This is a genomic window from Listeria cossartiae subsp. cayugensis, from assembly GCF_014229095.1.
GTDB lineage: Bacteria > Bacillota > Bacilli > Lactobacillales > Listeriaceae > Listeria > Listeria cayugensis.
This window is the reverse complement of the sequence record NZ_JAARZC010000003.1, coordinates 195,839-219,346: the sequence shown is the minus strand read 5'-3', so window position 1 is coordinate 219,346 and position 23,508 is coordinate 195,839. Positions and strand designations below refer to the sequence as shown.

At 38.6% G+C, this 23,508-nt stretch carries 27 protein-coding genes; 23 read left to right on the top strand and 4 right to left on the bottom strand.

Annotated elements, in window-relative coordinates:
- Window positions 1-33 precede the first annotated feature (33 nt).
- The 18 genes from HCB49_RS10875 to HCB49_RS10795 all read left to right on the top strand — a co-directional run bounded on the left by HCB49_RS10875 (window position 34) and on the right by HCB49_RS10795 (window position 14,103).
- Window positions 34-1,440: a PTS mannitol transporter subunit IIBC gene (locus HCB49_RS10875; protein WP_185604947.1), complete on the top strand. Its 1,407-nt coding sequence runs from the start codon at window positions 34-36 to the stop codon at window positions 1,438-1,440.
- Between the two features lie 63 nt (window positions 1,441-1,503).
- Window positions 1,504-2,160, top strand: a complete 657-nt coding sequence (locus tag HCB49_RS10870; protein ID WP_185605087.1) for an HAD family hydrolase — start codon at window positions 1,504-1,506, stop codon at window positions 2,158-2,160.
- Between the two features lie 12 nt (window positions 2,161-2,172).
- Window positions 2,173-2,619, top strand: coding sequence for a PTS sugar transporter subunit IIA (locus HCB49_RS10865; protein WP_185604946.1), 447 nt, complete (start codon window positions 2,173-2,175; stop codon window positions 2,617-2,619).
- Window positions 2,620-2,643: 24 nt separating this feature from the next.
- The gene (locus HCB49_RS10860) at window positions 2,644-3,549 is read left to right on the top strand and encodes an ROK family protein (RefSeq protein ID WP_185604945.1); all 906 of its coding nucleotides are present in this window, start codon (window positions 2,644-2,646) and stop codon (window positions 3,547-3,549) included.
- Complete coding sequence (locus HCB49_RS10855; protein WP_185604944.1) at window positions 3,533-4,339, top strand: MurR/RpiR family transcriptional regulator; 807 nt, start codon at window positions 3,533-3,535, stop codon at window positions 4,337-4,339. The genes HCB49_RS10860 and HCB49_RS10855 overlap by 17 nt, the downstream gene beginning before the upstream one ends.
- 178 nt (window positions 4,340-4,517) lie before the next feature.
- A complete protein-coding gene (noc, locus tag HCB49_RS10850) occupies window positions 4,518-5,390 on the top strand; it encodes a nucleoid occlusion protein (RefSeq protein WP_185604943.1) in 873 nt (290 codons plus the stop codon).
- Between the two features lie 12 nt (window positions 5,391-5,402).
- Complete coding sequence (locus tag HCB49_RS10845; RefSeq protein WP_185604942.1) at window positions 5,403-5,702, top strand: hypothetical protein; 300 nt, start codon at window positions 5,403-5,405, stop codon at window positions 5,700-5,702.
- Window positions 5,703-5,860: 158 nt separating this feature from the next.
- The gene (locus tag HCB49_RS10840) at window positions 5,861-6,619 is read left to right on the top strand and encodes a helix-turn-helix domain-containing protein (protein ID WP_185480461.1); all 759 of its coding nucleotides are present in this window, start codon (window positions 5,861-5,863) and stop codon (window positions 6,617-6,619) included.
- Between the two features lie 223 nt (window positions 6,620-6,842).
- On the top strand, window positions 6,843-7,604 hold the full coding sequence (locus HCB49_RS10835; RefSeq protein ID WP_008949010.1) for a ParA family protein: 762 nt from the start codon (window positions 6,843-6,845) through the stop codon (window positions 7,602-7,604).
- Window positions 7,597-8,448, top strand: a complete 852-nt coding sequence (locus tag HCB49_RS10830; protein WP_185517853.1) for a ParB/RepB/Spo0J family partition protein — start codon at window positions 7,597-7,599, stop codon at window positions 8,446-8,448. The genes HCB49_RS10835 and HCB49_RS10830 overlap by 8 nt, the downstream gene beginning before the upstream one ends.
- 6 nt (window positions 8,449-8,454) lie before the next feature.
- The gene (locus tag HCB49_RS10825; RefSeq protein WP_185605086.1) at window positions 8,455-8,661 is read left to right on the top strand and encodes a DUF951 domain-containing protein; all 207 of its coding nucleotides are present in this window, start codon (window positions 8,455-8,457) and stop codon (window positions 8,659-8,661) included.
- Between the two features lie 144 nt (window positions 8,662-8,805).
- A complete protein-coding gene (locus HCB49_RS10820; protein WP_185604941.1) occupies window positions 8,806-10,272 on the top strand; it encodes a catalase in 1,467 nt (488 codons plus the stop codon).
- Between the two features lie 156 nt (window positions 10,273-10,428).
- Entirely contained in the window at window positions 10,429-11,529 is a 1,101-nt protein-coding gene (ychF, locus tag HCB49_RS10815; RefSeq protein WP_185391803.1) for a redox-regulated ATPase YchF, read from the top strand.
- A gap of 147 nt (window positions 11,530-11,676) precedes the next feature.
- Window positions 11,677-12,156 carry an SMI1/KNR4 family protein gene (locus HCB49_RS10810; RefSeq protein ID WP_185604940.1) on the top strand — a complete coding sequence of 160 codons (480 nt, stop codon included), beginning with the start codon at window positions 11,677-11,679 and terminating at the stop codon, window positions 12,154-12,156.
- A gap of 240 nt (window positions 12,157-12,396) precedes the next feature.
- Window positions 12,397-12,906 (top strand): hypothetical protein, encoded by a 510-nt coding sequence (locus HCB49_RS10805; RefSeq protein WP_185604939.1) that lies wholly within the window; start codon window positions 12,397-12,399, stop codon window positions 12,904-12,906.
- Window positions 12,907-13,010: 104 nt separating this feature from the next.
- On the top strand, window positions 13,011-13,271 hold the full coding sequence (locus HCB49_RS14355) for a hypothetical protein (protein ID WP_260479526.1): 261 nt from the start codon (window positions 13,011-13,013) through the stop codon (window positions 13,269-13,271).
- A gap of 12 nt (window positions 13,272-13,283) precedes the next feature.
- A complete protein-coding gene (locus HCB49_RS14350) occupies window positions 13,284-13,478 on the top strand; it encodes a hypothetical protein (RefSeq protein WP_260479525.1) in 195 nt (64 codons plus the stop codon).
- Window positions 13,479-13,671: 193 nt separating this feature from the next.
- Window positions 13,672-14,103, top strand: coding sequence for a hypothetical protein (locus tag HCB49_RS10795; protein ID WP_185604938.1), 432 nt, complete (start codon window positions 13,672-13,674; stop codon window positions 14,101-14,103).
- Window positions 14,104-14,166: 63 nt separating this feature from the next.
- Here HCB49_RS10795 and HCB49_RS10790 read toward each other — a convergent pair whose 3' ends face one another.
- Window positions 14,167-15,357, bottom strand: coding sequence for a multidrug effflux MFS transporter (locus HCB49_RS10790; protein WP_185604937.1), 1,191 nt, complete (start codon window positions 15,355-15,357; stop codon window positions 14,167-14,169).
- Window positions 15,358-15,946: 589 nt separating this feature from the next.
- Between HCB49_RS10790 and HCB49_RS10785 the strand changes: the two genes are divergently transcribed.
- Window positions 15,947-16,132 (top strand): bacteriocin-like WGxF protein, encoded by a 186-nt coding sequence (locus tag HCB49_RS10785; RefSeq protein ID WP_185502838.1) that lies wholly within the window; start codon window positions 15,947-15,949, stop codon window positions 16,130-16,132.
- A gap of 45 nt (window positions 16,133-16,177) precedes the next feature.
- Here the strand turns inward: HCB49_RS10785 and gshAB are convergent, their stop codons facing one another.
- The gene (gene gshAB / locus HCB49_RS10780) at window positions 16,178-18,508 is read right to left on the bottom strand and encodes a bifunctional glutamate--cysteine ligase GshA/glutathione synthetase GshB (protein WP_185604936.1); all 2,331 of its coding nucleotides are present in this window, start codon (window positions 18,506-18,508) and stop codon (window positions 16,178-16,180) included.
- Between the two features lie 169 nt (window positions 18,509-18,677).
- On the opposite strand from gshAB, the gene HCB49_RS10775 reads away from it, so the two are divergent.
- From HCB49_RS10775 to HCB49_RS10760, 4 genes are all read left to right on the top strand, one after another.
- Entirely contained in the window at window positions 18,678-19,565 is an 888-nt protein-coding gene (locus HCB49_RS10775; protein WP_185604935.1) for an ATP-binding cassette domain-containing protein, read from the top strand.
- A gap of 18 nt (window positions 19,566-19,583) precedes the next feature.
- Entirely contained in the window at window positions 19,584-20,714 is a 1,131-nt protein-coding gene (locus HCB49_RS10770) for an ABC transporter permease (protein WP_185604934.1), read from the top strand.
- A gap of 70 nt (window positions 20,715-20,784) precedes the next feature.
- Complete coding sequence (locus HCB49_RS10765; protein WP_185604933.1) at window positions 20,785-21,447, top strand: DUF1129 domain-containing protein; 663 nt, start codon at window positions 20,785-20,787, stop codon at window positions 21,445-21,447.
- Window positions 21,448-21,546: 99 nt separating this feature from the next.
- The gene (locus HCB49_RS10760; protein WP_031672067.1) at window positions 21,547-22,281 is read left to right on the top strand and encodes a MurR/RpiR family transcriptional regulator; all 735 of its coding nucleotides are present in this window, start codon (window positions 21,547-21,549) and stop codon (window positions 22,279-22,281) included.
- A gap of 39 nt (window positions 22,282-22,320) precedes the next feature.
- On the opposite strand, the gene HCB49_RS10755 is transcribed toward HCB49_RS10760, so the two are convergent.
- The gene (locus tag HCB49_RS10755; protein WP_003722125.1) at window positions 22,321-22,629 is read right to left on the bottom strand and encodes a PTS sugar transporter subunit IIA; all 309 of its coding nucleotides are present in this window, start codon (window positions 22,627-22,629) and stop codon (window positions 22,321-22,323) included.
- Window positions 22,622-23,506: a beta-glucoside kinase gene (bglK, locus tag HCB49_RS10750; RefSeq protein WP_009931557.1), complete on the bottom strand. Its 885-nt coding sequence runs from the start codon at window positions 23,504-23,506 to the stop codon at window positions 22,622-22,624. Before bglK ends, HCB49_RS10755 begins: the two co-directional genes overlap by 8 nt.
- Window positions 23,507-23,508 lie beyond the last annotated feature (2 nt).

Genomic DNA, 23,508 nt, shown 5'->3' with positions numbered 1-23,508 from the left:
AATAGCGCCACACATATGATTGGAGGGGGAATTATGTCTATTCGGGTACATGTACAAAAGTTTGGGAGTAAGCTAAGTGGTATGGTCATTCCGAATTTAGGGGCTTTTATGGCTTGGGGTATTTTAACGGCAATTGGGGTGGCGACAGGCTCTGAGATGTTAAAAGGGTTTATCGCACCAATGCTAAATTACTTGTTACCACTTCTGATTGCTTTTGCTGGAGGTCGAGCGGTTCACGGTTACCGAGGTGGAGTTATTGGTACAGTTGCAACAATGGGGGCAATTATTAGTTCGGACATAACCATGTTTATCGGCGCAATGATAATGGGTCCGCTTGCTGCTTGGATACTCAAAAAATTTGACGAACGTATTGATGGAAAAATTCCAGCTGGATTTGAACTATTAGTTAATAACTTTTCGATTGGGATTATCGGAGCAGGCTTAGCACTATTTTCTTACGTTGCGATTGCTCCTATGGTAGAATCTGTAACAAAAGTCTTAGCAAGTGGCGTGGATGTGTTAATTAATAACCATTTACTGCCATTAACAGCTTTAATTATTGAACCGGCCAAAGTGCTATTCCTAAATAATGCGATTGGGCAAGGTATTCTCAGTCCGCTCGCCACCTTGCAACTGGCGGAAACAGGGAAGTCGGTACTTTACTTACTAGAATCTAACCCAGGACCAGGTCTTGGAATTCTACTTGGTTATATGTTCTTTGGAAAAGGAAACTCTAAAGCATCTTCTTATGGGGCAAGCGTGATTCACTTATTTGGTGGTATTCATGAAATTTACTTCCCGTTCGTTTTAATGAATCCAATTCTTATTTTACCGCTCATTCTTGGTGGTATGACAGGAACGTTTATTTTAACAATGACAAACGCGGGGCTTGTTGGTGTCGCTTCTCCGGGTAGTATTATCACCATTATGATGATGGCGGCTCCCGGCGACCATATTAAGATACTTATCGCAGTACTATGTGCGGCACTTGTCACGTTCATTACCGCCATTCCATTTATTAAACGCATGGGAAACAAAGACTCTGAACTACAAGACGCAGCGAAGAAAATGGAAAGTCTTAAAGGCAAAAAAAGCAGCATTTCCTCTGTTTTCGAATCTACAGTAGACGATTTTAATTTTAAAAATGTTAAAAGAATCGCCTATGCTTGCGATGCGGGGCTTGGATCAAGTGCAATGGGCGCAACCGTGCTACAGAAAAAAATTAAGAACGCTGGTTTAGATGATATCAAAGTGTTCCACATTGCCATCCATGAATTGCCAACCGAATGTGATGTGGTCGTGACGCACAAATCCCTCATCGACCGAGCCAAAGAAAAGCAACCAGACGCCTACTATGTGGAAATAACAGATTATCTCGGCGCACCAGAGTATCAAGAGCTAATAGATAAAATAGTTGCAGACCGAGAACAAAAGAATTAACTTATTTGTAAGCGCTTCTTTTTAGGAGCGCTTTGAATGGTAAAGTAGCTAAGGAGGAAAATGATGTTAAAAGCGATTGTGATGGATTTTGACGGAATTGTTATTGATACAGAGGTAGTTTGGTACGAAATTTTTAAAGATTGGTTTAAAACGAAGCAAAATTATGATCTTTCTATCGAGGAGTTTTTGCGTTGTGTCGGGTCTAATGTGGACGACTTATTTCGTGAATTAAACGAGACGAAGCAAATGGATATTAATCGCCAAGTGTTCGAAGCAGAAACACAAGCAACTTTTATTGAAAATAGTAAAAATTTGCCGGCCAAAGAAGGCGTGGAAAGTTTTATTCGTGAATTAAAAGAGCGGGGACTAAAATTAGCGCTCGCCACCTCATCGCAGCGACCAAAACCGCTTTATCATTTGGAACGGCTGGGGTTACTGGAATACTTTGACGCAATTATTACTGCGGAGGATGTTACGCGAATTAAGCCAGAACCGGATTTATTTTTAGAAGCTTTACGTACGCTTGATGTTACGGCTGATGAGGCGCTTATTGTGGAAGACTCGCGCAATGGACTTTTGGCAGGGAATAGCGCGGGTGTGAATGTACTGGTCATTCCAAATGAAGTGACAAAACATAGTGATTTAACACCGAACTATTTGGAGCGAGAGTCGTTAGCTAAGGTGGATTTAGCTGAAATAATAGCCGAATATAACAAATGAGGGGGCGCAAGTATGTTGTTAGACCGAGTTAGTTTGGAAGATATTGAGATAAATATTGAAGCAAAAGACTGGCGTGAAGCCATCCAAACATCCGCGAGACTTTTACTAGAGCGCGGTGCCATCAAAGAGAGTTACATTGACGGAATGATTCAAAGTGTAGAAAATAATGGACCATATATAGTGATCGCGAAACATATCGCACTGGCGCACACACGACCAGAATTTGGCGTCATTCACGGCGGTTTAACATTTGCAACCCTCGCTGAAGGTGTAGCTTTTGGTAGCGAAATGTTCGACCCAGTGAAGCTGATTATTACGCTAGCGGCAACAGATTCAGAAAGCCATTTAGAAGTATTGTCGGAGCTTGCAGAAGTACTCATGGACGCGGAAAAAGTAGCCCGTTTAATCGCAGCAAATTCGAGCCAAGCATTTTACGATGAGTTAACAAAAGAAGGATAATAATTTCACTAAAGAGGTGAAGAAATGGAAAATTATCTTTGTGTCGACATTGGTGGAACGAGTATCAAATATGCCAAATTTAACCAAGAAGGCGAGCGGGTAAGTACGCTTGCGTCTTGTACGACCCCTATAAGCGACGGAGCGAATCAAATTATGCCCGCGCTTATTCGGATTGTCGAGCAAGAAAAGATGGATGTAGCAGGTGTCTGTGTGGCTTCTGCGGGTGTCGTTCATCCTGAACATGGCAAAATTATTTACGCTGGCTACACGATTCCCGGCTATACTGGAACGGAAATAAAAACAACAATAGAGCATCATTTTGGTCTTCCGTGCGCAGTGGAAAATGATGTAAATGCGGCCTGTCTCGGCGAGTTTTGGCAAGGTGGAGCACGGGGGCGTTCGAGCGTGCTCTGTTTGACAATTGGAACTGGTATCGGCGGAGCAATGCTGTTACATGATGAGTTAATAAATGGCTATTCTTTTACCGCGTGCGAGGTCGGCTATATGCAACTTTCGCAAGGGAAATTTCAAGATGTCGCTTCGACCAAAACATTAATTAAGCAAGTGGCCATACGAAAAAATATCGATGTAAATACGTTAAATGGCCGTCAAGTCATGGAATGGGCCTATGGTGGGGATGCGGCTGTACTAGCCGAAATAGAGCAATGGATTGAGAATTTAGTAGAAGGTGTAGTAAACTTAATCTATATTTTCAACCCAGAAGTGATTGTGCTCGGTGGTGGATTAATGGAAGAAGAGGCGTTCTTCAAACCGCGTCTAAAAGCAGCCATTTCAGCCAAGTTAATCTCACCGATGTTCGATACAGCAGATCTTACCTTTGCAAAGCTGGGAAATGAAGCGGGGATGATTGGCGCGCTCTATCATTTCTTAAACCAGAAAGAGGCCAAAAAAGATGACGATTTTAAGTGAAATTCAACAAAATTACAATCGATTACCAAATAAAGAAAAGCAAATCGCGAAATATATTTTAGAAAAAAGCGACGAACTCAAGAATATTAATATTAAAGAGCTAGCTGAACAAACTGGCACGTCCATTTCAACGATAACGAGATTTTGTCGCCATGTACGTTGCGATAGTTTCGTTGATTTGAAAATGCGGGTTAATACAGCAGCAACAATGGTTCCGTCGCTTGGTTACGATGACCTTTTTGAGGAAGTTTATTCGTTTTACCATAAAGTGATTGATAACACGGTCAAGTTGATTGAACCAGCGAAAATCCGTGAAGTGGTGCAGTATATTCAAGCGGCCAAACGTGTCTATATTTGCGGTGTTGGAAGTTCGGGTCTCACGGCTGTTGAGATGTCGCAGCGCCTGATTCGGATGGGGCTAAACGTTATCAGTGTTAATGATCCGCACATGATGATCATTACCAGTTCAATTACGACAAAAGAAGATTTCGTCATAGGTATTTCCAATTCAGGTAACACCCCAGAGCTAGTCACAGCGCTAAAAAATGCCAAGAAAAACAAAAGTAAAGTCGCCACATTTACTAGCTTTGAAAACAGCGAAATGACCGAAATCAGTGACGTGACAATCCCGGTTTACAATACTTTATTCGTGAGTAAAAGATATTTCGCCAATAGCCAGTTTTCGATTATGTACGTGATGGATATTATTTCTATGATGCTACTGCAAAATGAGTCGTATCGTGAAAATATGGAAAAAACCATCAATACAGTAACCGATGAATTTCATTAAGATAAAATTGGAAAATAGATGGAACTGTGGAATTTTAGCAGCTCGATCTATTTTTTCGTATGCAAACTGTAGAATAAGCGTGTTTTTCTGTAACATTTCTGCTAAAATAGTTTAAGAGACTTGCGGATAATAGCCGATAGTGAGAAACCCCAAGATTTTCCGGAAAGGAAGGACCCAGATGCCTTTTTCACGTTTATTTGGAAAAAAAGATAAGAATCAAGTAGATGATATCGATAATGATAATAAAGTAGCAGAAGAAGAGGTACAGCGCGTACAAGAACTTCCTACAGATAAAATTTTCCCGAACCAATTCCAACCACGGACAGTATTTGATCAAGATAAGATTGATGAGCTTGCTCGAACTATCCGAATTCACGGTGTTATACAGCCGATTGTGGTTAGAGAAATGGAACCAGATTCTTATGAAATCATTGCAGGAGAGCGCCGTTTTCGTGCCGTGCTTTCTTTAGAATTGGAAAAAATCCCAGCAATTATTCAAAATTTAGATGATGAAGAAGTAGCTGCGATTGCGTTAATTGAGAACTTACAACGTGAGGAATTAACGCCAATTGAAGAAGCAAAAGCATATCGGAGCTTGCTGGACATGCAAGAAGTCACACAAGAAGCACTTGCGCAACGTGTCGGCAAAAGCCAATCTGCCATCGCAAACAAAATGCGTCTTCTAAAACTACCAGAAACAATTCAAGAAGCCGTGCTTAATAAACAAATTTCAGAGCGCCATGCTCGTTCGTTACTAGCTTTAGAAACGGAAGCACAACAAGTGGCTCTTTTAGCTGAAATAGAAGAAAATCACTGGAACGTCAAACAAACCGAAGCAAGAATTCAAGAAATTTTAGGCGTAAAAAAACCTGAAGCACCGAAAAAACCAAAACCAAAACGCCAAGCTATTAGTCGTGACGTGCGCATTGCCATGAACACGATTAAACAGTCGGTGACAATGGTTAAAGATAATGGAATGGACCTAGATTTCACCGAAGAAGAAACAGACGATTTTTATCAAATTACCATTCAAATTCCTAAAAAGAAGTAAAGAGGTGTAACAGTGAGGTTTTTGAAGATAATTGGACATGCAATTGGTATCATTAGCTCTTTCATGGTGTTGCCGTCCTTGGCGATTGCCATCACAAGCGCGATTATGAGTTTTAACCCAATCTATATTACATACTTTTTCACCAGCCCTTACGTTCGAGCAGTTGCTGTGGCGGAAGAGTCTGGCTGGGGAAGTGGCTTTAATATTTTACTAACGAATTATGGCGCGTATATCATCGCTTTTGCATATACTTTCTTTGCAATAGTGAAGATCTACGGTTGGTACCAAATAGCTAAAGAAGCAAAAAAATAGTCGTAAAACCCTGCTTAATGAAGTAGGGTTTTTATTTTCAGAATTCGAATCAACTCAATTTGAGTGGCATAGCTTTATTTCTTAAAAATTAGAGAAAATAAGTGCAATTTTGAACAGAAAAAAGTACAATAGAATTAGGTAAAGTTGTAAAGGAGGGAGTGATTCACTCAACTCTGGGTGGAATCACGAAACGAATGGCAAAAATCATTTTTGTGAAAGACGAACAAAATGAGTTCCAAGCGTATGATTTCTTACAAAATTTAATTGTGGAAGAACCACTTATGGCCACTTTAGTTTTCCAAGGCCTGCTACAATTAGAAACAGCAGAAACAAGAAAACTTAGTACAGGGAAACAAATTCTCCCCGATGTACATTTAATCATCGGTAAAAGTCAAGCTTATTCACTGCAAACCACTCGTATAGAAACAACTGTAGACCAACCGATTCAAGAGATGAAAGCACATTTTAAAGATAAAAATTGTCGTTTAATTTACTTCACTGCATTTAGTGGAGATGAAACATATTATTGCTTCGTTAAAGGCTATTTCAAAGATAAAAATCCATTTACAGACCAAATGGGCTCATACCGCGAGGAAGTAAAACGCGTATTCTTGCGCCGTATCGAAGCTGAAACAAGCATTGGCAACTCAGAGTATCAATTTGAAACACTGAAAAATAAAGCATTAGAAAATGAAGGCATTGCCCATTACTTAGATAGTTTTTCCGCAAGCCTTGGTAAATATATTTTTGCTAAACGAATGGAGAAAAAATGGTCGCAATTAGATTTGGCGCTTAAATCAGATTTATCTCCAGTTATTATTGGTCGTTTAGAAGCAGGGGATCCAGATTTAACGCTTAGGATGTATCAGAAAGTCTGCACAGTTCTAGGGGTTAAGGCAACTTTCTCGGTGGATTGAAGATAGAAAAGTAATCAGCTTAGGTTGGTTGCTTTTTTATTTTAAAATGTTTCACGTGAAACATTTCTGGTTTTTCAAAACATTATTTTCATCATTTTTAGGCTTTCAAAACACGAATTTCAATTTATTTTTACTTTTTGTAAGACTAAATGAAAATCTTTTGGTAGAATAGAAGATAAAAGAACCGGAAATCTCGGTACAAAATAAGGGTTGGTGAAAAAGATTGAGCAAAGTGATTGCACTAGCAAACCAAAAAGGTGGGGTTGGTAAAACGACATCATCCGTTAATTTAAGCTCTAGCCTAGCTTTTTTAGGTAAAAAAGTATTACTAGTTGATATTGACCCACAAGGTAATGCGTCAAGTGGGGTTGGTGTTAACAAAGGTGAAATTGAACATTGTATTTATGATGTATTAGTTGACGATGTAGCCATTCAAGATGTGTTGCAAAAAACAGACTTAGATAATTTAAATGTTATTCCAGCTACAATTCAACTTGCGGGTGCTGAAGTAGAGCTAGTTCCAGCTATCTCACGTGAAATTAGATTGAAAAAAGCAATCGACTCAATCCGTGATGATTATGACTATGTAATTATTGATTGTCCACCATCACTTGGGCTTTTGACTTTAAATGCATTAACAGCAGCGGACTCCGTTTTAATTCCAGTGCAGTGCGAATATTACGCGCTAGAAGGTTTAAGCCAACTTTTAAACACAATTAGAATCGTTCAAAAACATCTTAATGAAGATTTACAAATTGAAGGTGTCTTACTAACAATGCTTGATGCTAGAACGAATCTGGGTATTCAAGTAATAGAAGAAGTGAAGAAATACTTCCAAAATAAAGTGTTCAGCACAATCATTCCACGTAATGTTCGCCTAAGTGAAGCACCTAGTCATGGAAAACCGATTCTGCTATATGATGCAAAATCGAAAGGTGCAGAAGTTTATTTAGAATTAGCAAAGGAAGTGGTTGCACATGGCTAAAGGTCTAGGTAAAGGGATCAACGCACTATTTAACAATGTTGATGCCAACGAAGAGACAGTTCAAAATATCGCAATAAAAGAAATTAAGCCGAACCCATACCAACCACGTAAAATCTTTGATGCAAAAGCAATCAATGAATTACGTGACTCCATTAAAATTCACGGCGTTTTACAGCCAATTATTTTAAGAAATACGGAAAAAGGATACGAAATTGTTGTCGGTGAGCGTAGATACCGCGCAGCAAAAGAAGCTAAATTAAAAGAAATTCCAGCAGTTGTTCGTGATTTAACGGAAGAAGAGATGATGGAGCTTTCTGTAATTGAAAACTTACAACGCGAAGATTTATCTCCTTTAGAAGAAGCTGAATCGTACCAATTCCTTATGAAAAAATTAGGCTTAACACAAGCGAAATTAGCAGAACGAGTTGGGAAAAGCCGACCATATATTGCTAACTTTGTTCGTTTGTTGACATTGCCAGAAGAAGTGCAAGTAATGTTGCGCGATGGTTCGTTGTCAGCTGGACATGGCCGTGTATTGCTAGGATTGAAACTCAAGAAAAACATCATTCCAACTGCTAAAAAGGCTGTGGCACAAGGCTTAACGGTCCGCCAATTAGAAGATGTTATTAATAATCTAAACGAAAATGTTTCACGTGAAACAATTAAGCCAGCTAGAGTTCCTATCTTTATCCGTGAAAGCGAAAGCCAGTTACGTGATAAATTCGGTACGGCAGTTTCGATTAAACGACGCGATAAAAAAGGTAAAATTGAAATTGAATTTTTATCTGATGATGATTTAGATCGTATTTTAGAGATTTTAGACATTCAGTTTGATGATGAATAGGTTGTGATGTTTATGGAAAAAAAGCATTTCGATTTAAATGATGTTGTAGAAATGAAAAAGCCACATCCTTGTGGTACCAATCAATTTAAGATTATACGCATGGGTATGGATATTCGGATTAAGTGTGAAGGTTGTGGTCATAGTGTGATGATCGCACGCCGCGAATTCGAACGAAAAGTGAAGAAGATTTTAGTTAAAGCTGAACAAGAATAAAGAACAGGCGATTAATTAGTCGCCTGTTCTTTTTTTATAAGCCTTTTAGTTGAAGTTTAGCTCTTCCTTCTTTAAAATATAAATAGTATCATTTAATAATTATTATAAACAAAATGATATATTATTTTTATGGAGGTATTACATATGACAGATAGAAAAAATTTAACAACGAACCAAGGTGTGCCGGTTGGCGATAACCAAAATTCGATGACTGCGGGACTTAAAGGACCAACTTTGTTAGAAGATTATGTACTAATTGAGAAATTGGCGCATTTTGATAGAGAACGTGTACCAGAGCGGGTTGTACATGCTCGTGGTGCTGGTGCGCACGGGAAATTTGTTACTAAAAAGAGCATGAAAAAATATACAATGGCTAACTTTTTACAAGAAGAAGGAGCGGAAACAGAGGTTTTTGTTCGTTTTTCAACAGTAATTCACGGTCAGCACTCTCCGGAAACGTTGCGTGATCCACGTGGATTCTCCGTTAAGTTTTATACAGAAGAGGGGAATTATGATTTTGTCGGAAATAATTTGCCGGTATTCTTTATTCGTGATGCAATTAAGTTCCCGGACGTTATTCACTCTTTGAAGCCGGATCCGCGCACAAATATTCAAGATGGCAATCGTTACTGGGACTTCTTTAGTTTAACCCCAGAAGCTACAACGATGATTATGTACTTGTTCAGTGATGAAGGCACGCCGGCGTCTTATCGCGAAATCCGCGGTTCTAGTGTCCATGCTTTTAAATGGATTAACGAAGAAGGCAAAACGGTATACGTAAAACTGCGCTGGGTTCCAAAAGCGGGTATCGTAAACCTTTCGACGGAACAAGCTTCACAGATTCAAGCAAAAGAATTTAACCATGCGAGCCGCGATTTGTATGAAGCGATTGAAAATGGAGATTATCCGGAGTGGGATTTATATGTGCAAGTGTTAGATCCGAAAGACTTAGACAACTTTGATTTCAATCCACTAGATGCGACAAAAGATTGGTTTGAAGATGTTTTCCCATATGAACACGTAGGAACAATGACACTTGACCGCAATCCGGATAATATTTTTGCGGAAACAGAATCGGTTGGCTTTAATCCTGGTGTACTTGTACGCGGAATGCTTCCTTCTGAGGATCGTTTGTTGCAAGGACGCTTATTCTCATACTCAGATACGCAAAGACACCGCGTTGGACCGAACTACTTGCAACTGCCAATTAATAGTCCAAAAGCACCTGTTGCCAATAATCAACGTGACGGACATATGCCGTTTAAACAACAAACGAGCTCGATTAATTATGAGCCAAATAGTTACGATACAGAACCGAAAGAAAATCCAGCGTTTATCGAACCTGAGCAAGAAATCCGTGGTGATATTGCTGGCCGCCTGATTGCGGAAAAACCAAATAATTTTGGTCATGCAAAAGAAGTATGGGATCGTTATTCAGATGCAGAACGTGCGGCACTTGTGAAAAATATTGTCGACGATTGGTCTGGCGTGCGTGAAGACATTAAAATCCGCAACTTACGCAATTTCTATCAAGTAGAACCAGAATTCGCTAGTCGAGTGGCTGCGGGAACTGGAATTAATCTTGAAGAACATGTAGCAGATTTAAAATAAGTGAAATGAAAACGGAAATCCTTTGTTATTTAAAGGGTTTTCGTTTTTTGGTGGGTGGCTTTTTGTGTGAAAAACCTTTATAATATACGTTAGTGAAAAAATGTCTGATTGATGGGCATTTTTAAAATGAAGTTAATGAAAAGGAGTTTATATATAATGGCACTTACAGCTGGTATTGTCGGGCTTCCTAATGTTGGGAAATCGACACTTTTTAATGCAATCACAAAAGCAGGAGCAGAGGCTGCGAATTATCCGTTTGCGACGATTGACCCGAACGTAGGAATTGTTGAAGTTCCTGACCAAAGATTAAACAAACTAACTGAACTTGTAAAACCGAAAAAAACCGTTCCAACTACTTTTGAATTTACAGATATCGCCGGAATTGTAAAAGGTGCTAGTAAAGGTGAGGGACTTGGAAATAAATTCTTATCCCATATTCGCCAAGTAGATGCAATTTGTCATGTAACTCGTTGTTTTGATGATGAAAACATTACCCACGTAGAAGGCCGAGTAGACCCGCTAGACGATATTTCTACAATTAACTTGGAACTTATCTTAGCGGATTTAGAAACAGTAGAGAAGCGTATTGGGCGTGTTGAGAAGCTTTCTAAACAAAAAGATAAAGATGCGGTTGCAGAATATAACGTGTTAGTTAAATTACGTGAAGCATTTGAAAATGACAAACCAGCTCGCGCGATTGAATTTAACGAAGACGAAGATAAAATCGTCCGCAACTTGTTCTTACTTACAAGAAAACCAGTTTTATATGTGGCAAATGTAAGTGAAGAAGACGTTTCTAATCCAGACGATAACAAATACGTACAACAAGTACGCGAATTCGCTGCAGCTGAAAACTCCGAAGTTATCGTTGTTTGCGCTCGTGCCGAAGAAGAAATCGCTGAACTTGAAGACGAAGATAAGCTTGAGTTTTTAGAAGCGCTTGGAATTGAAGAATCCGGCTTAGATCAATTGATTCGTTCCGCGTACACATTGCTTGGCTTAGCGACGTACTTCACAGCAGGCGTTCAAGAAGTTCGCGCATGGACATTCATCAAAGGTATGAAAGCTCCACAATGTGCTGGGATTATCCATACTGACTTCGAACGCGGTTTCATTCGTGCCGAAGTAGTTGCATATGATGCATTGCTTGAACACGGCTCAGAACAAGCAGCCAAAGAAGCAGGTAAAGTACGCTTAGAAGGTAAAGAATACGAAATGAAAGATGGAGATGTTGTTCATTTCCGCTTTAACGTTTAATATGTTTCACGTGAAACAATCTTTTGACTTCCTCATCAAAAGATTGTTTTTTTATGGAATAAGTAATAAACAAGTCCTACAAATGCCTAGGGTGATATAATAAAGTATCTTAATGTTAAAAAATAAAAAGCCTATGGGAGTGTAACTATGATGACTAGTAGTTTTATTGAGGAAGTAGAAAGACTAATGATTCTAAGCGAAACAACCTATCAATTTAGTGGGACCGGAACACCTGAATTAATTGAAGTTTATCAGGACTCTTTAGGGAATGAATTTCCGGAGTCATATAAGGTTTTTTTAGAAAAATATGGAACGTTAACTTTTAATGGTGAATCTTTTTACGGCATATCTAAAAGGGGATTAAGTGCTGCATCTATCCCGGATGTTAGATTTGCAACGGAGCAGGCGCGCGCACTTGGGGATATAAATAAAGAACTGATTATGATAAAAAATTCAGGCTATGGATCGATATTTTCTATCGACACTTCGACGATTGGAGATGCGGGTGAGGCCGTGATAGTTGAAACGCAATTATCTTTCAAACACAATGCCGAGAAGCGGATTGTAGCGGATAATTTTGGCGAGTTTCTACTAGTGGAAATAGAAGAAGCTTTAACCAATTTTTGATGTGAAGGGAGTACGTTAAAAATGGGTAAGAAGATAATACATGACTTCAATTGGGACTTACTAGCAGGGCGAAAACACCTAAATGTTTCACATGAAACATTTGCTAAATAAAATATTCTGTCAAGTGAATAATGGCGGCTTTTTGTTCTATGTGTCGTAATTAATTCACAAAATGTACAATTTGCGTAGAGCTTAACAATGCTATAATTAACTATAAATCTTATTATAGGAGTGTTTTGTTTGGTACAGTTAATTTTTATAGCACTTTTTATTGTTCTAATCGTACTTATGCCGAAGAATAATAAAGAAGAAGTAAAAGCAGCACATTTACTAATTGATAAATATGGTATTCAAGTTGCGAAGAAAAAAAATCCAATTCGCCAAATGGCCTTGTTAGAAAAGGCACTAGGTATTTCTACTTATGGACGTAACCGTAAGAAAACGTTTATTTTTATTGGTGGATTCTTTGTTGGAGCAGGTGTTTTAGGTTATATAATCTATTTCTTTGTAATGAGTAACAACATAATAGCTATAATAGCTGCAGGAATTCTTTTGGCTCTATATTTAATCGGAGGCACTATAGCTATGTTTGTTATGACAGTTCGTCAAGCATCTTCGTTACGTACCGATTCATGGGCTAAAATTTTAAACACGATCGATCCTCAGTTCCCAATTGAATTCTTAAACGAGAAAAAATGGCAAAAAGCCTTTCTTGCTCAAATGGAAAGCATGAACGAACAATTAGCATAATAAATTAAGCATTAGACTCTTAGGGGTTTGGTGCTTTTTTTGTTATGATAGGTATACGGGGAGAGTTTTTATTCCCCGGGAAATATTAGATATGGGGTGAATAGATGTTAAACGAATTACAAAGAAGATGGCTACAAAACCAACTAATAGGTATAGATGTTATCGTTAAAGACTCTGAACATGTGAAACTGATTGATATTACATATACGCACAACGAAAATTTAATAGACACTTTTAAAAAAGAATACGTTATTTCATACGGTGCAGATACTACACTGCCTAAACTATTGCTAGATTATAAGGATCCATGGGCAAATTGCCAAGTAAATGATCGTATTTCGGTTGACGATCAATTTGTTTTCTGAGGTGAGGGAGAGATGGACAATGAAGGATTTATTGTCAAAACAGATGCAGATAATCAGATTAATTGGATGCTTTTTTCTACAACATCAAACCCTTTTATCAAACTAACAACCAATAATAATATCGTATATATAAAGTCTACTGCGGGATTCTTTATTACTTTAAATGTGAAAACCAATGAAATTTCTATTTTGAATAATTTAAAATAAAAGAGTTACTGGAAACGGAAAGGAGAATTATGATAAAAAACTACTCTTTAGAATATGGCAGTAATTTTTCAAAAGAGGAAATACGTAGTTTTCTTTATACGAGATGGGATATAAGTTCATGAAAAATGTGATGAATCAGCTTAATGTGGCGGAAATAATTCATGACGAGCAGATTGAGAGGTAGAAGAAATCCATGATACGAATAAATGATTTATGGAATAGAGAAGAATTGCTGATTAAAAATGGCTTTCATTTTTCAGATGGTTCGGGGGTGGAGGTGGAAATCAGCTACTATCCCATTCCGGATATCAAAAAGGGTCATTACTTTTCATTTTTGGATGTTTATAAAGCGGATCAAGAAAACATGACAAAAATCGATGTTTTTAAGGAAATCAAGTTATCCAATGGTTTTTACTGTTGTGTTGGTGAGGGAAGTTATGGTTCGGAAGGATTTGTTGCTTATCTTGATGAGAGTAAAAATTTACTTTGGGTTTTATACTCGGAAACTTCCAATCCATTTGTAAATATTATGGAAGAGTGCGAAGGTATCGTAATTGTCGAATCAAGCGCTAATTTTAAAATAAGGTTGGATGTAAACAAGCCAACTAGCTTAAGTTTGAAATAAAACAGGAAACTTCTTTAAGCCACCGTTTTCGCAAATGGCTTTCAAAAGTTTCCTGTTTTTTAGTTAGCTATTTTTTCTAGTTACAGCTTTTATACAAGTAAGTGCAATTAAGAGTAGCACTGTGCAAAACGCTGGAAATACAAAGAGTGATCCTGAGTGTAGGATTCCGATTAAAAACGTACAAATACTGACAATGACATAGTACCCTAAGCTTAAAAAGGCACCAGCCGTACCTGCAACTTCTTGAAATTTCACTAGCGCTAAGCTCAAACAGTTTGGTAATGCCATGCCGATTCCTACCAAGATAATACAAATGAAGAGGATATACGCTATCACTTGGATTATTAAGGGTAATGCAGAAACTATGTTAAGAGATAGAGTTCCGCCAAGGGCTAACAAAATTCCTTCTGTAATTATCTTCTGTGGCGAATGCTGTTTTAGGCGCCGGTTGGAAAGCCATGCACCTAATATAGTTGCCGCCGCGACAGCACATCCCATAAAGCCATACTGACTCTGGCTAAAATGGAACTTTTCGATAAATATAGTTGGGGCTTCGGAATAGTAACTAAACAAAATGCCGTTAAAAATACCAATTAACACACCAAACGCAACAGTGTAGCGGTCGCCTACCATTTTTTTACCAATGCCTACCATTTTCTGCGCGCTGAAAGAATGAGACGTAACAATAATAGTTTCGGGTAGTCGTTTTAAACTCCAGAATAGCAAGCCCATTCCCATCATTACTAGAAATAAAAATACTACACGAAAGCCGTAATACTGTCCGATAAACCCACCAACTAATGGACCTATTGCTGGCGAAAAGGCTAAGGCAGCTGATATTTTTGCAAATAAATGGTGGCGATCCGTTCCGTGATAGTTGTCGCGTAAAATTGTTTGCGTAGTAACCGAGCCCGTGCTAGCACCAAATGCTTGGATAAACCGCCCGATAAAAAGGACAGTAATACTATTAGACATAAGGCAAACCAAACAACCTATAATGTAAATAAATAACCCAAAGTTCATTGCTTTTCGTCGACCTAAAAAATCGGAACTAACGCCCCAAAAGAAGACACCAACTGCAAAAGCAAGAAAGTAGATACTTAAAGTCATTTGAGCCAAATTTAATGAGACGCCGTAGCTCGTAGCAATCTCAGTTAAAGAAGGCGTATAAATAGTTTCGCTAATTTGTGGAAATCCCACAAGGCAAACAAGTAATGCTAAATTGATTTTCTTTGTTTCGATGTTTTTTTCCATAAAATTCTCTCCTGAATAAGTTATTTATCTGGGAAAAAAACATCCTTCACAGGGAAATGGTGGGACCATGATTTTAATACGCTCGTAAAAAAGCATGCAGTCACCCCTTTCTATTTTAAACGGAGAAGGTTCCGTTTTTTCGTTAAAGTTCATTGTAGTATATATGGGCGGAAAGATAAAGTGTTGGTGAGTGTTTGAATAAATATACAATGATATTTACATGATTTCGGTATTTAAGTGAAAAAGTTCAACTACATATGTTTAAGTTAAGCTAGTATATGAAACTTTTGTGACTATCCAGCTTGATGCTGAATAGAAACATGTATAATGAGCCGTTTAGCGCTTTTTTTATTCTGAAAATGAAGGTTTTTAACACGATATGTGTAGAAAATGCACTAAGATACTATAATTTTAGCTATTTATGATAAGAGTTAAGTCGTTTATTACGGTTTTGGTTATACATGGTTTGTTAATGTTACAGTAAAGATAGCCTTTAACAAAGGATGTGATAATAAATTTTCCATACTAAATGTCAAGAAATCTCCGAAAAAGCAGATCGTGTCACTCAAATCCAGAAAGGAGAAATAAAATGAAAATAGTTGGTATTTCTTTGGTGAATAGTGGGCTTATCTTATTTGTTGTTCTTATTCATAAAATTTTATTTAGGATGTTGCTGTTGGGGTATGAGAATTTGTTTGTTTATTGGGGCAGCTTTGTAGGAATTTATTTTGTCTTAAATTTAATTACAAATAAGCTTTTATTAGCTAGGAATTGAAAAGAACCGTCATCCTCCTTAAAGCGAGAGGATGACGGTTCTTTTTTATTCAAATAAGAAATCTAAAATCTTATCACCAATTTTTTTCTTCTCCCCTTGATACGGGAAGCAGTGCATGTGCATCGCGGGATTGAAATTCAACTCGATGATAGCGTGTTTATCACGGTCAATTGTTTCACGTGGAACAATGATGTCTACGCCGCAAATTTTGGCGTCAAGGACTTGTGTGGCGCGAATGGCTATTTCTTTGAAGTAATCGTCCATTTCTTCGGTGTAGTCAATGCTATCGCCGCCAGTGCTGACGTTGGAATTTTCGCGAAGATAGATAGTTTCTTCTGCTTTTGGAATGCTGTCCCAAGAAAGTTTTTGCATGGAAAGCATGAGTGTTTCTTCTGGGCCAGTACGGATTTTTTCAAGTGGTTTTAAATGGTCAGTTCCGCGCAATGGATCGGTGTTTTTTTCTTCGACTAATTCGCGAACAGTATGGATTCCATCGCCAGTAACGTTAGCGGGTACGCGTTTTAGCACGGCTTCAACTTTGTCGTTAATAACTAAGAAACGGAATTCGTCGCCAGGAATGAACTCCTCGATAATAACGGAGCTGTCATAACTAAATGCGATATTTAAAGCTTCTTGGTAATCTTCCAGCGTGAATTTATTTTTGAAAATGCTGATACCCCATCCGTAATTGGTGGACTTAGGTTTCACAACGATTTGTTTATCCTCAAATAGAGAGAACGCTTCGAGTGCGAGGGCTTGGTCGCTAAAACTGTCGCCAAATGGGACGCGGATTCCGTGTTCTGCGAGTACAAGCTTTGTGACTACTTTGTTTTCCATCATTAAGACGGAGACGTAGTTATCTTTGGACGTTTTGCTGGCTTGTTTAACGTATTCCACGTGGTCGCCTTTTTGGAAGCGGAGGAAGTTTTCAGCTCGGTCTAATACGTCGACTTTGATGCCGCGTGCAATCGCATCTTTCCAAATAATTTGAGTGGAAAGCTCCATGTCTTCGGCGCCGATTAGTTTATAGGCTAGTGCTTCGGTTTCTTCCATGTAAGTTTTTGCTTGGTTTAAATGGAAGCCGACGTAGCCTTGTTTGGTTATTTGTTGTTTTACTTGTGCGGCGATTGTTTTTTCAGGGTGTAGCAGACGTTCTTTTTGTTTTTCGATGATTGCTTGGCGCTGGGTGTCTTCTGGTAGCAAGTCTTGGATGAAGTCGCTCATTTTGTTGAGCTCTAAAAGGCCAGCATCGACTACGGACATTTCTTCGTTATCACAATTTTTAATGGCGGGTTGTGCAAGGCCGTTTAGCGCAATGTTATTTTCGTTTTCATCAGCTAATTGTTGGTTGTTTGCGCATAGTTCGCGGTCTTCTGAAAGCAAACCTTTGATTAAAAATAGGTGGATGAAGGCAAGTTCATCTTTGGAAATTCCGTTTGGCTCCAGCGGGTTTAGGTCAATGGAGCGGATTTCTAAGTATTCCACGCCGTGTTTCGCTAAACTTTCCACGGTTTGATCAGTATGAGCATTTTTCAAACGGATTGGGTTGTAAAATTCGCGCATACTTTCGATTTTGCCTTCTTCAATATAGTTCGAAATGCTAGAAATATAAGCGTCAAATGAATTGTAATTGACGAAAAGCGATTCTTTATTTTTATAGCCAGCGTTACTATTGCGAAGTGAAATGCCGTCACGAAGGGCGCTAGTGCCATCAGGCAAAGCTTCTTCGTTTGCCGTTTTTGTAAAATCAGCAAGGTAGACTGGACTCGCGCCAGTTAAATAAATGAGCAACCAACGATTTTTCATAAAGTATTTGGCAACTTTTAAATATAGGCGGTTTTTAAAGTCTTGCTTGGATTCTTCTGGGAGGCTAATTTCGGCGTAAAGTCCGTCAATTAAGGCTTCCGGGAAAGAGAAATTATAATGAATGCCGGATAATAATTGGATTTTCTTGCCATAGCCTTTAGCCAAGTGCTCGCGGTATTTTCTGTCCGGGCTATCGGGCGTTTTATATTCAGCAATCGGAATATCTTCTTCTGCTGGTAAAATTGGCGGATTACTAGACGGCCAAAGTAGTTCGTTTTTGGAGCGCAACGAAACGATATTATGAAGGTTTTCAAGCCATTCATATACAGAGTCAATCGAATCCGTTACCGGAGTAATCATTTCAATCTGACTTTCCGAAAAATCGGTTTTAATATAAGGGTTATCTTCTTTTGGGCCAAAAATAGCTGGATGTGGCGTTAGAGCCAATTTTCCATCAGAAGTTACGCGGATATTTTCTTTTTCCAAACCAAAATGTCCAGAAAATAAGTACTTCCGGAGCGTCGGGTTTTGTTTAAAAGAATCGAGCATGGTCGTATCAAGTTTTATCATGTTTTCACCTCAGGGGTTTTAAATAAGTTCATATAGAGATATTTTACCGCAATATGTGAAATTAGTATAATGATTGGTTTGCAACTTTCTTTCGTGAATTAATAGAAAGTTTTTAAAAGTGTAGAAAAAATAGTACAGAGCTTATATAATGAGTGAAAGAGGTGGAAAAATGGAAATTCGGAACTTAACTAAAAAGATGGATGATAACTTGGTTTTGAAGGATGTTTCATTTGATTTGAAGGCTGGCGAGGTAACGGCTTTAATTGGTCGAAATGGTGTGGGGAAAACGACATTATTTTCGACGATGACAGGGATTTATTTGCCAGATGAGGGCGATGTTTTCTTAGATTCGAAGAGTATTTTTAAACACCCAGAAGTGAAACAACAACTATTTTTCTTGGAAGACAACATGAATCACTTTAATACATATAGCGTGCAAACAGTTGTTAAGATTTATAAGCAAATTTATACAACTTTTGATGAATCGTTTTTTATGGAGCTAATGAAGCAATTTGAACTACCGATGAAGGCGAAATTACTGTCTTTTTCAAAGGGACGAAAGGCTTTATTTTTTATTATTTTAGCTTTTTCGCTGAATGTTCGGTATTTGTTGCTGGATGAGCCGATGGACGGGTTAGATATTATTATAAAAAAACAGATTTTGGCGATTATTAAGGATACGGTGAAGAAGCGCGGGACGAGTGTGGTGATTGCGTCTCATCGTTTGGAAGAGCTTGAGGCGATTGCAGACCGGGTGATTGTTCTAAAAGGCGCGAGCGTGGAGCTGGATTATTATTTAGACGATATGCGAACGGATGCGGTTAAAATACAGGTGGCTTTTAAAACGAAAAAAATACCTGAATTTGTGAAAAATAATGCGCAATTATTGTATCGAAATGGGCGGATTTACACGCTTTTAGTGACGGAAAATGCAAGTGGTTTTCTGGCTGATTTGCGTTTGGAGGAACCGGTTTTATTGGAAGAAATGTCGATATCGATAGAGGATATTTTCACGGTGCATTTGGCGAATGACAAAATAGATTATTACGAGATATAGCAGGGGGTGAGACGAGTAATGTTTAATCGAGGGTTATGGTACCGGGAATGGCGCAATATGAGATGGATGCTTTTGGGCGTGGCGTTACTTTTTTTTCTGGGGATTACATTAGGATTAATGTCGGATGCGGATAGGTGGCACAGTCAAAAGGACTACTATGAATCCAGTGATTTTATAAAACAACAGGAAGAAAATCCGGAATTTAAAACGTCTGATGAAGAAATGAAGGCTAGTTTGACGGTCGCTTATTTGGCGGTGCCGATGTACACTAATTTTGTTCAAGATGAGTTTGTGGATTACATGCCATTTATGTTTTATTTTCAAGTAGAGATGTTTTTTACGCTGATTAAAATAAGTGTGTTTATTTTAGGGGTTTTAGCGGTTATTTTTGAACGATACACAAGGGCGAATCGATTTACTGCCTCACTGCCGTATAAAAGGACGCATATTGTTGGGGTTAAAATGATTATGGGGATAGCGACGATTGCATTAAGTTATATGGCGTCTATGGGTATTGGTTTGGCTTATTTCTTGTCGCAAGTACCAACTGAATATGTCCGGTTTGATGCAGCGAAATTTTGGGTCGATATTGTTGGCGGGCTATTTTCTTATATTGTTATATTTTTAGTAGCTATTTTAATCGGTTTATTGATAGGTTCGCCGATTGCTTCGGCATTTGTGGCGTTTGGGGTGATGTTATTGCCGAACGTGTTAAATCCTACTTTGGATAATATGTATAACTTTATTTGGCCGCATGGTGGGGATCAAGGGATGTCTAAACTGTTGCGGTTTGAGGATTATGTGAATGTATTTTCTCCGTTTTCGTTTGAATCGCCTTCGTTTGGTGCGGTAATTTATAGCGTGATATTAAGTGTGTTGATGGTTATAGCTATTTTAATTTTATATAAAAAGCAGCATATTGAACGAAGTGGTTATTTATTTGCATTTTCTTGGGTGAAATGGCCGTTTTTAGTATTGTTTTCGTTGTTTGTTGGGATGGCTGCAGCTAATTTGGCTGTGACGGATACAGAGCTTGGTTTCATCGGTTATCTAGCTTGGGGAGTAGGCGCGACGATTGCTAGTTTTATTTTAGCGCTTTACATTTTAAATAAAATGCGTGGCCTTTTCCAGATGTCTAAAACGAATTAAAAAAATAGCTTTTTTATAGTAGGTAAGTCCGGTATAATAGAGGATAGAATGAGTGAGGGAGGATTTAGCATTGACCACAGAAACAGAAACGAATAAACCGCAATTAGCTGAATTAAAAGCTAGTTTAACAAAGCGGAATTTGCAATATGTAATGGAAGTTGAAAAGCATTTGCGAGGAACTCATTACGGCGAAGAACAACAAGAAGTGATTGTTTATGAAATGAGCGAAAAGATTTTAGCCGAACAGAAAAAAGGCATAACAGCGAGAAAATTATTTAATTTAACACCAACAGAATATGTTGTTTCTTTAGATGTGAAAGCTGCTACGGTTGAGCAAAATACGGATAAATGGTGGCTAGTTCTTGATGGCGGGCTCCTTGTACTTGGAGCGATGATGTTGATTTCTGGAATTAGTGCTTATTTCCAAAAAAATGCACAGACTTTAGGAATTATCGTGTTATTAATCACTGCAGTTGTCGGTGGTTTTGCGATGCTGATCTTACGTAAATACGCATCCAATATGCGTGCAGGCCAAAAAGGTGGAACAATAAAATACTTACTAGTAGCGGTCGGAGTCATTGCGATATGGATGTTTGTAATGACGATTGTACAAGTGACAATTCCTCCAAATATCAATGTAGCGTTAAGTCCGATTGTTAACACAGTTGGTGGTGCAATTATTATTGCCCTACGTTTCTATGTGAAGAAAAAGAAAAATATTCCATCTTTATAAGAAGATGGACACGGACAGGTGACCTAGATTGCATATTGCGAAGCGGTCGCCTGTTTTTATTTCCCGGGAAATACTGATACAGATGAGGTGAATAAACTTATGTTTTCGTATGAAGTGATTAGACAATTTACAGAGACAGAGCATCATTTATACCGTTACATAATGGAAAATCGGGACAAAGTTATGTTTATGAGGGTTCGTGAGCTTTCAGAAGTGACGCATGTTTCGCCAGCTTCCATCGTTCGTTTTACTAGAAAATTGGGCTGTGAAGGCTTTTCGGAATTTAAAGTGAAGCTAAAACAAGAAGCGACACGTGAAGTGAAGAAAAAAACGGCGGATACAGTAGAAGTTTTAGAGGAATTCTTTGAACGGACAATGAATCGTGATTATGATCATGTGTTAGACGCAGCGGCGGAAATTATCAATGAAGCTGATTTAGTCGTGTTTTTCGGAATCGGAACCTCAGGGATTTTAGCAGAATATGGTAGTCGTTTTTTCTCCAATATGAAAAAGCGGACGTTTTATATTAAAGATCCATTCTATCCCAACCCGGGAGAGCAATTTAAAAATAAAGCAGTGATGATTATACTTTCTGTGTCGGGTGAGACAGACCAGGTGCTTGAGCAGGCGCAAAATATGCAACAATATGGCAGTCGAATTATAAGTATTACTAATACGAGCCACAACACGCTTGCGGGCTTGTCTGATGTTAATATTCCGTATTATGTGACGCAGGAAATGGTCGATAAAACGAATATTACAACGCAAATTCCGGTGCTATTTTTACTGGAAGCGATGGCGAAGAAAAATTATAATCAAGAACAAGAAGAATAATAAAAAGCGTGTAGGTTTTCGTGGCCTACACGCTTTTTATTAGTTGATTTTCTTATATACATGCACGAACTCAGTGACAACTTCTCTTAATGTTTCGGTTGTGATGAGTAAGTCTTCTGCATGGATTAAAAGTAATTGGATTTCCACTTTTTCACCGGAAGCTTCTTTTTGGATTAGCTTATGATGCTCGTGGTGCCCGTTTGCGAGTGTTTCGCCGCCTTCTTTTAGTTTTGCTTCTGCTTCCTCAAAATTGCCTTCACGAGCCGCACGAAGTCCTTCTAAGTAACTGCTTCTCGCAGAACCAACTTGGCTAATCATGCCAAAAATAACTGTTTCCATTTCATTCATGTCTATTTTCCTCCTGTAAAAAGTGATACACTGCGCCGAGTAGGCCAGCTTGATTTTTATGTGTTGCTGTTTCGATAATCGTGTCGCGCAGCCCAAAGCTCTCCATATGATGCTTTAGCTCCGCGATAAAAGTAGGGCGGCTTGTAATTCCACCACCGATAAAAATGTGCGTTGGATCGAACAGGTAAATTAAATTATAAAGCCCCGTACAAATCCCGGTATAAAACTCAGTAATAAGTCGTTCCGAAACGGCATCATGCGCATCATAATTAGCAAAAATTTCTTCACCAGTAATCTCTTCCAAAGGGCGCCCAGTAAGTTCCGCGTATTGTCTGCGAAGAACGAGCATAGTTGTGGTCTCGTTTAGCGTATATTTGCCAGGACGGAAAGCACCAGGACGTTCGCTAAACATATAACCAAACTCGCCAGCCCGGAAACGACCGCCGCGAACTAATTCGCCATTAGAAAAAATGCCGCCGCCAATCCCAGTTCCGATCGTTAAACAAAGAAAATCATCCAAATCTTGTCCTTTACCAAGCCATTTTTCAGCAAGTAGGGCGCAATTGGCATCATTTTCGATGGCAACAGGAAGTCCGGTTTCCGCTTCAAGCCATTCTTTCAAATTAAAGTTATCAAATCTACGGATAGCGCCGCCCATTGTGATAAGTCCGGTTTTCGGATTCACATAGCCCGGTGCGCTAACTGCAATCCCGGTCACGTCCGTATTTTCAGCAAGAAACACTTTCATTTCCGCTAAAATTTGGTCGCCGTCGCTACCGCTGATTTCGGCTGATTTTGTTAAAATAATTTCACCATGCGGCAAAACGACCCCCATTTTAAGGGCCGTTCCACCGATATCAAAAGCTGCAATTTTCATTT

What these genes read in the sequence shown, in the direction of transcription:
- HCB49_RS10875 (WP_185604947.1), top strand. Translation starts at nt 34, where the DNA reads ATGTCTATTCGGGTACATGTACAAAAGTTTGGGAGTAAGCTAAGTGGT.
- HCB49_RS10870 (WP_185605087.1), top strand. Translation starts at nt 1,504, where the DNA reads ATGTTAAAAGCGATTGTGATGGATTTTGACGGAATTGTTATTGATACA.
- HCB49_RS10865 (WP_185604946.1), top strand. Translation starts at nt 2,173, where the DNA reads ATGTTGTTAGACCGAGTTAGTTTGGAAGATATTGAGATAAATATTGAA.
- HCB49_RS10860 (WP_185604945.1), top strand. Translation starts at nt 2,644, where the DNA reads ATGGAAAATTATCTTTGTGTCGACATTGGTGGAACGAGTATCAAATAT.
- HCB49_RS10855 (WP_185604944.1), top strand. Translation starts at nt 3,533, where the DNA reads ATGACGATTTTAAGTGAAATTCAACAAAATTACAATCGATTACCAAAT.
- noc (WP_185604943.1), top strand. Translation starts at nt 4,518, where the DNA reads ATGCCTTTTTCACGTTTATTTGGAAAAAAAGATAAGAATCAAGTAGAT.
- HCB49_RS10830 (WP_185517853.1), top strand. Translation starts at nt 7,597, where the DNA reads ATGGCTAAAGGTCTAGGTAAAGGGATCAACGCACTATTTAACAATGTT.
- HCB49_RS10825 (WP_185605086.1), top strand. Translation starts at nt 8,455, where the DNA reads ATGTTTATGGAAAAAAAGCATTTCGATTTAAATGATGTTGTAGAAATG.
- HCB49_RS10820 (WP_185604941.1), top strand. Translation starts at nt 8,806, where the DNA reads ATGACAGATAGAAAAAATTTAACAACGAACCAAGGTGTGCCGGTTGGC.
- ychF (WP_185391803.1), top strand. Translation starts at nt 10,429, where the DNA reads ATGGCACTTACAGCTGGTATTGTCGGGCTTCCTAATGTTGGGAAATCG.
- HCB49_RS10810 (WP_185604940.1), top strand. Translation starts at nt 11,677, where the DNA reads ATGATGACTAGTAGTTTTATTGAGGAAGTAGAAAGACTAATGATTCTA.
- HCB49_RS14355 (WP_260479526.1), top strand. Translation starts at nt 13,011, where the DNA reads ATGTTAAACGAATTACAAAGAAGATGGCTACAAAACCAACTAATAGGT.
- HCB49_RS14350 (WP_260479525.1), top strand. Translation starts at nt 13,284, where the DNA reads ATGGACAATGAAGGATTTATTGTCAAAACAGATGCAGATAATCAGATT.
- HCB49_RS10795 (WP_185604938.1), top strand. Translation starts at nt 13,672, where the DNA reads ATGATACGAATAAATGATTTATGGAATAGAGAAGAATTGCTGATTAAA.
- HCB49_RS10790 (WP_185604937.1), bottom strand. Translation starts at nt 15,357, where the DNA reads ATGGAAAAAAACATCGAAACAAAGAAAATCAATTTAGCATTACTTGTT.
- HCB49_RS10785 (WP_185502838.1), top strand. Translation starts at nt 15,947, where the DNA reads ATGAAAATAGTTGGTATTTCTTTGGTGAATAGTGGGCTTATCTTATTT.
- gshAB (WP_185604936.1), bottom strand. Translation starts at nt 18,508, where the DNA reads ATGATAAAACTTGATACGACCATGCTCGATTCTTTTAAACAAAACCCG.
- HCB49_RS10775 (WP_185604935.1), top strand. Translation starts at nt 18,678, where the DNA reads ATGGAAATTCGGAACTTAACTAAAAAGATGGATGATAACTTGGTTTTG.
- HCB49_RS10770 (WP_185604934.1), top strand. Translation starts at nt 19,584, where the DNA reads ATGTTTAATCGAGGGTTATGGTACCGGGAATGGCGCAATATGAGATGG.
- HCB49_RS10760 (WP_031672067.1), top strand. Translation starts at nt 21,547, where the DNA reads ATGTTTTCGTATGAAGTGATTAGACAATTTACAGAGACAGAGCATCAT.
- HCB49_RS10755 (WP_003722125.1), bottom strand. Translation starts at nt 22,629, where the DNA reads ATGAATGAAATGGAAACAGTTATTTTTGGCATGATTAGCCAAGTTGGT.
- bglK (WP_009931557.1), bottom strand. Translation starts at nt 23,506, where the DNA reads ATGAAAATTGCAGCTTTTGATATCGGTGGAACGGCCCTTAAAATGGGG.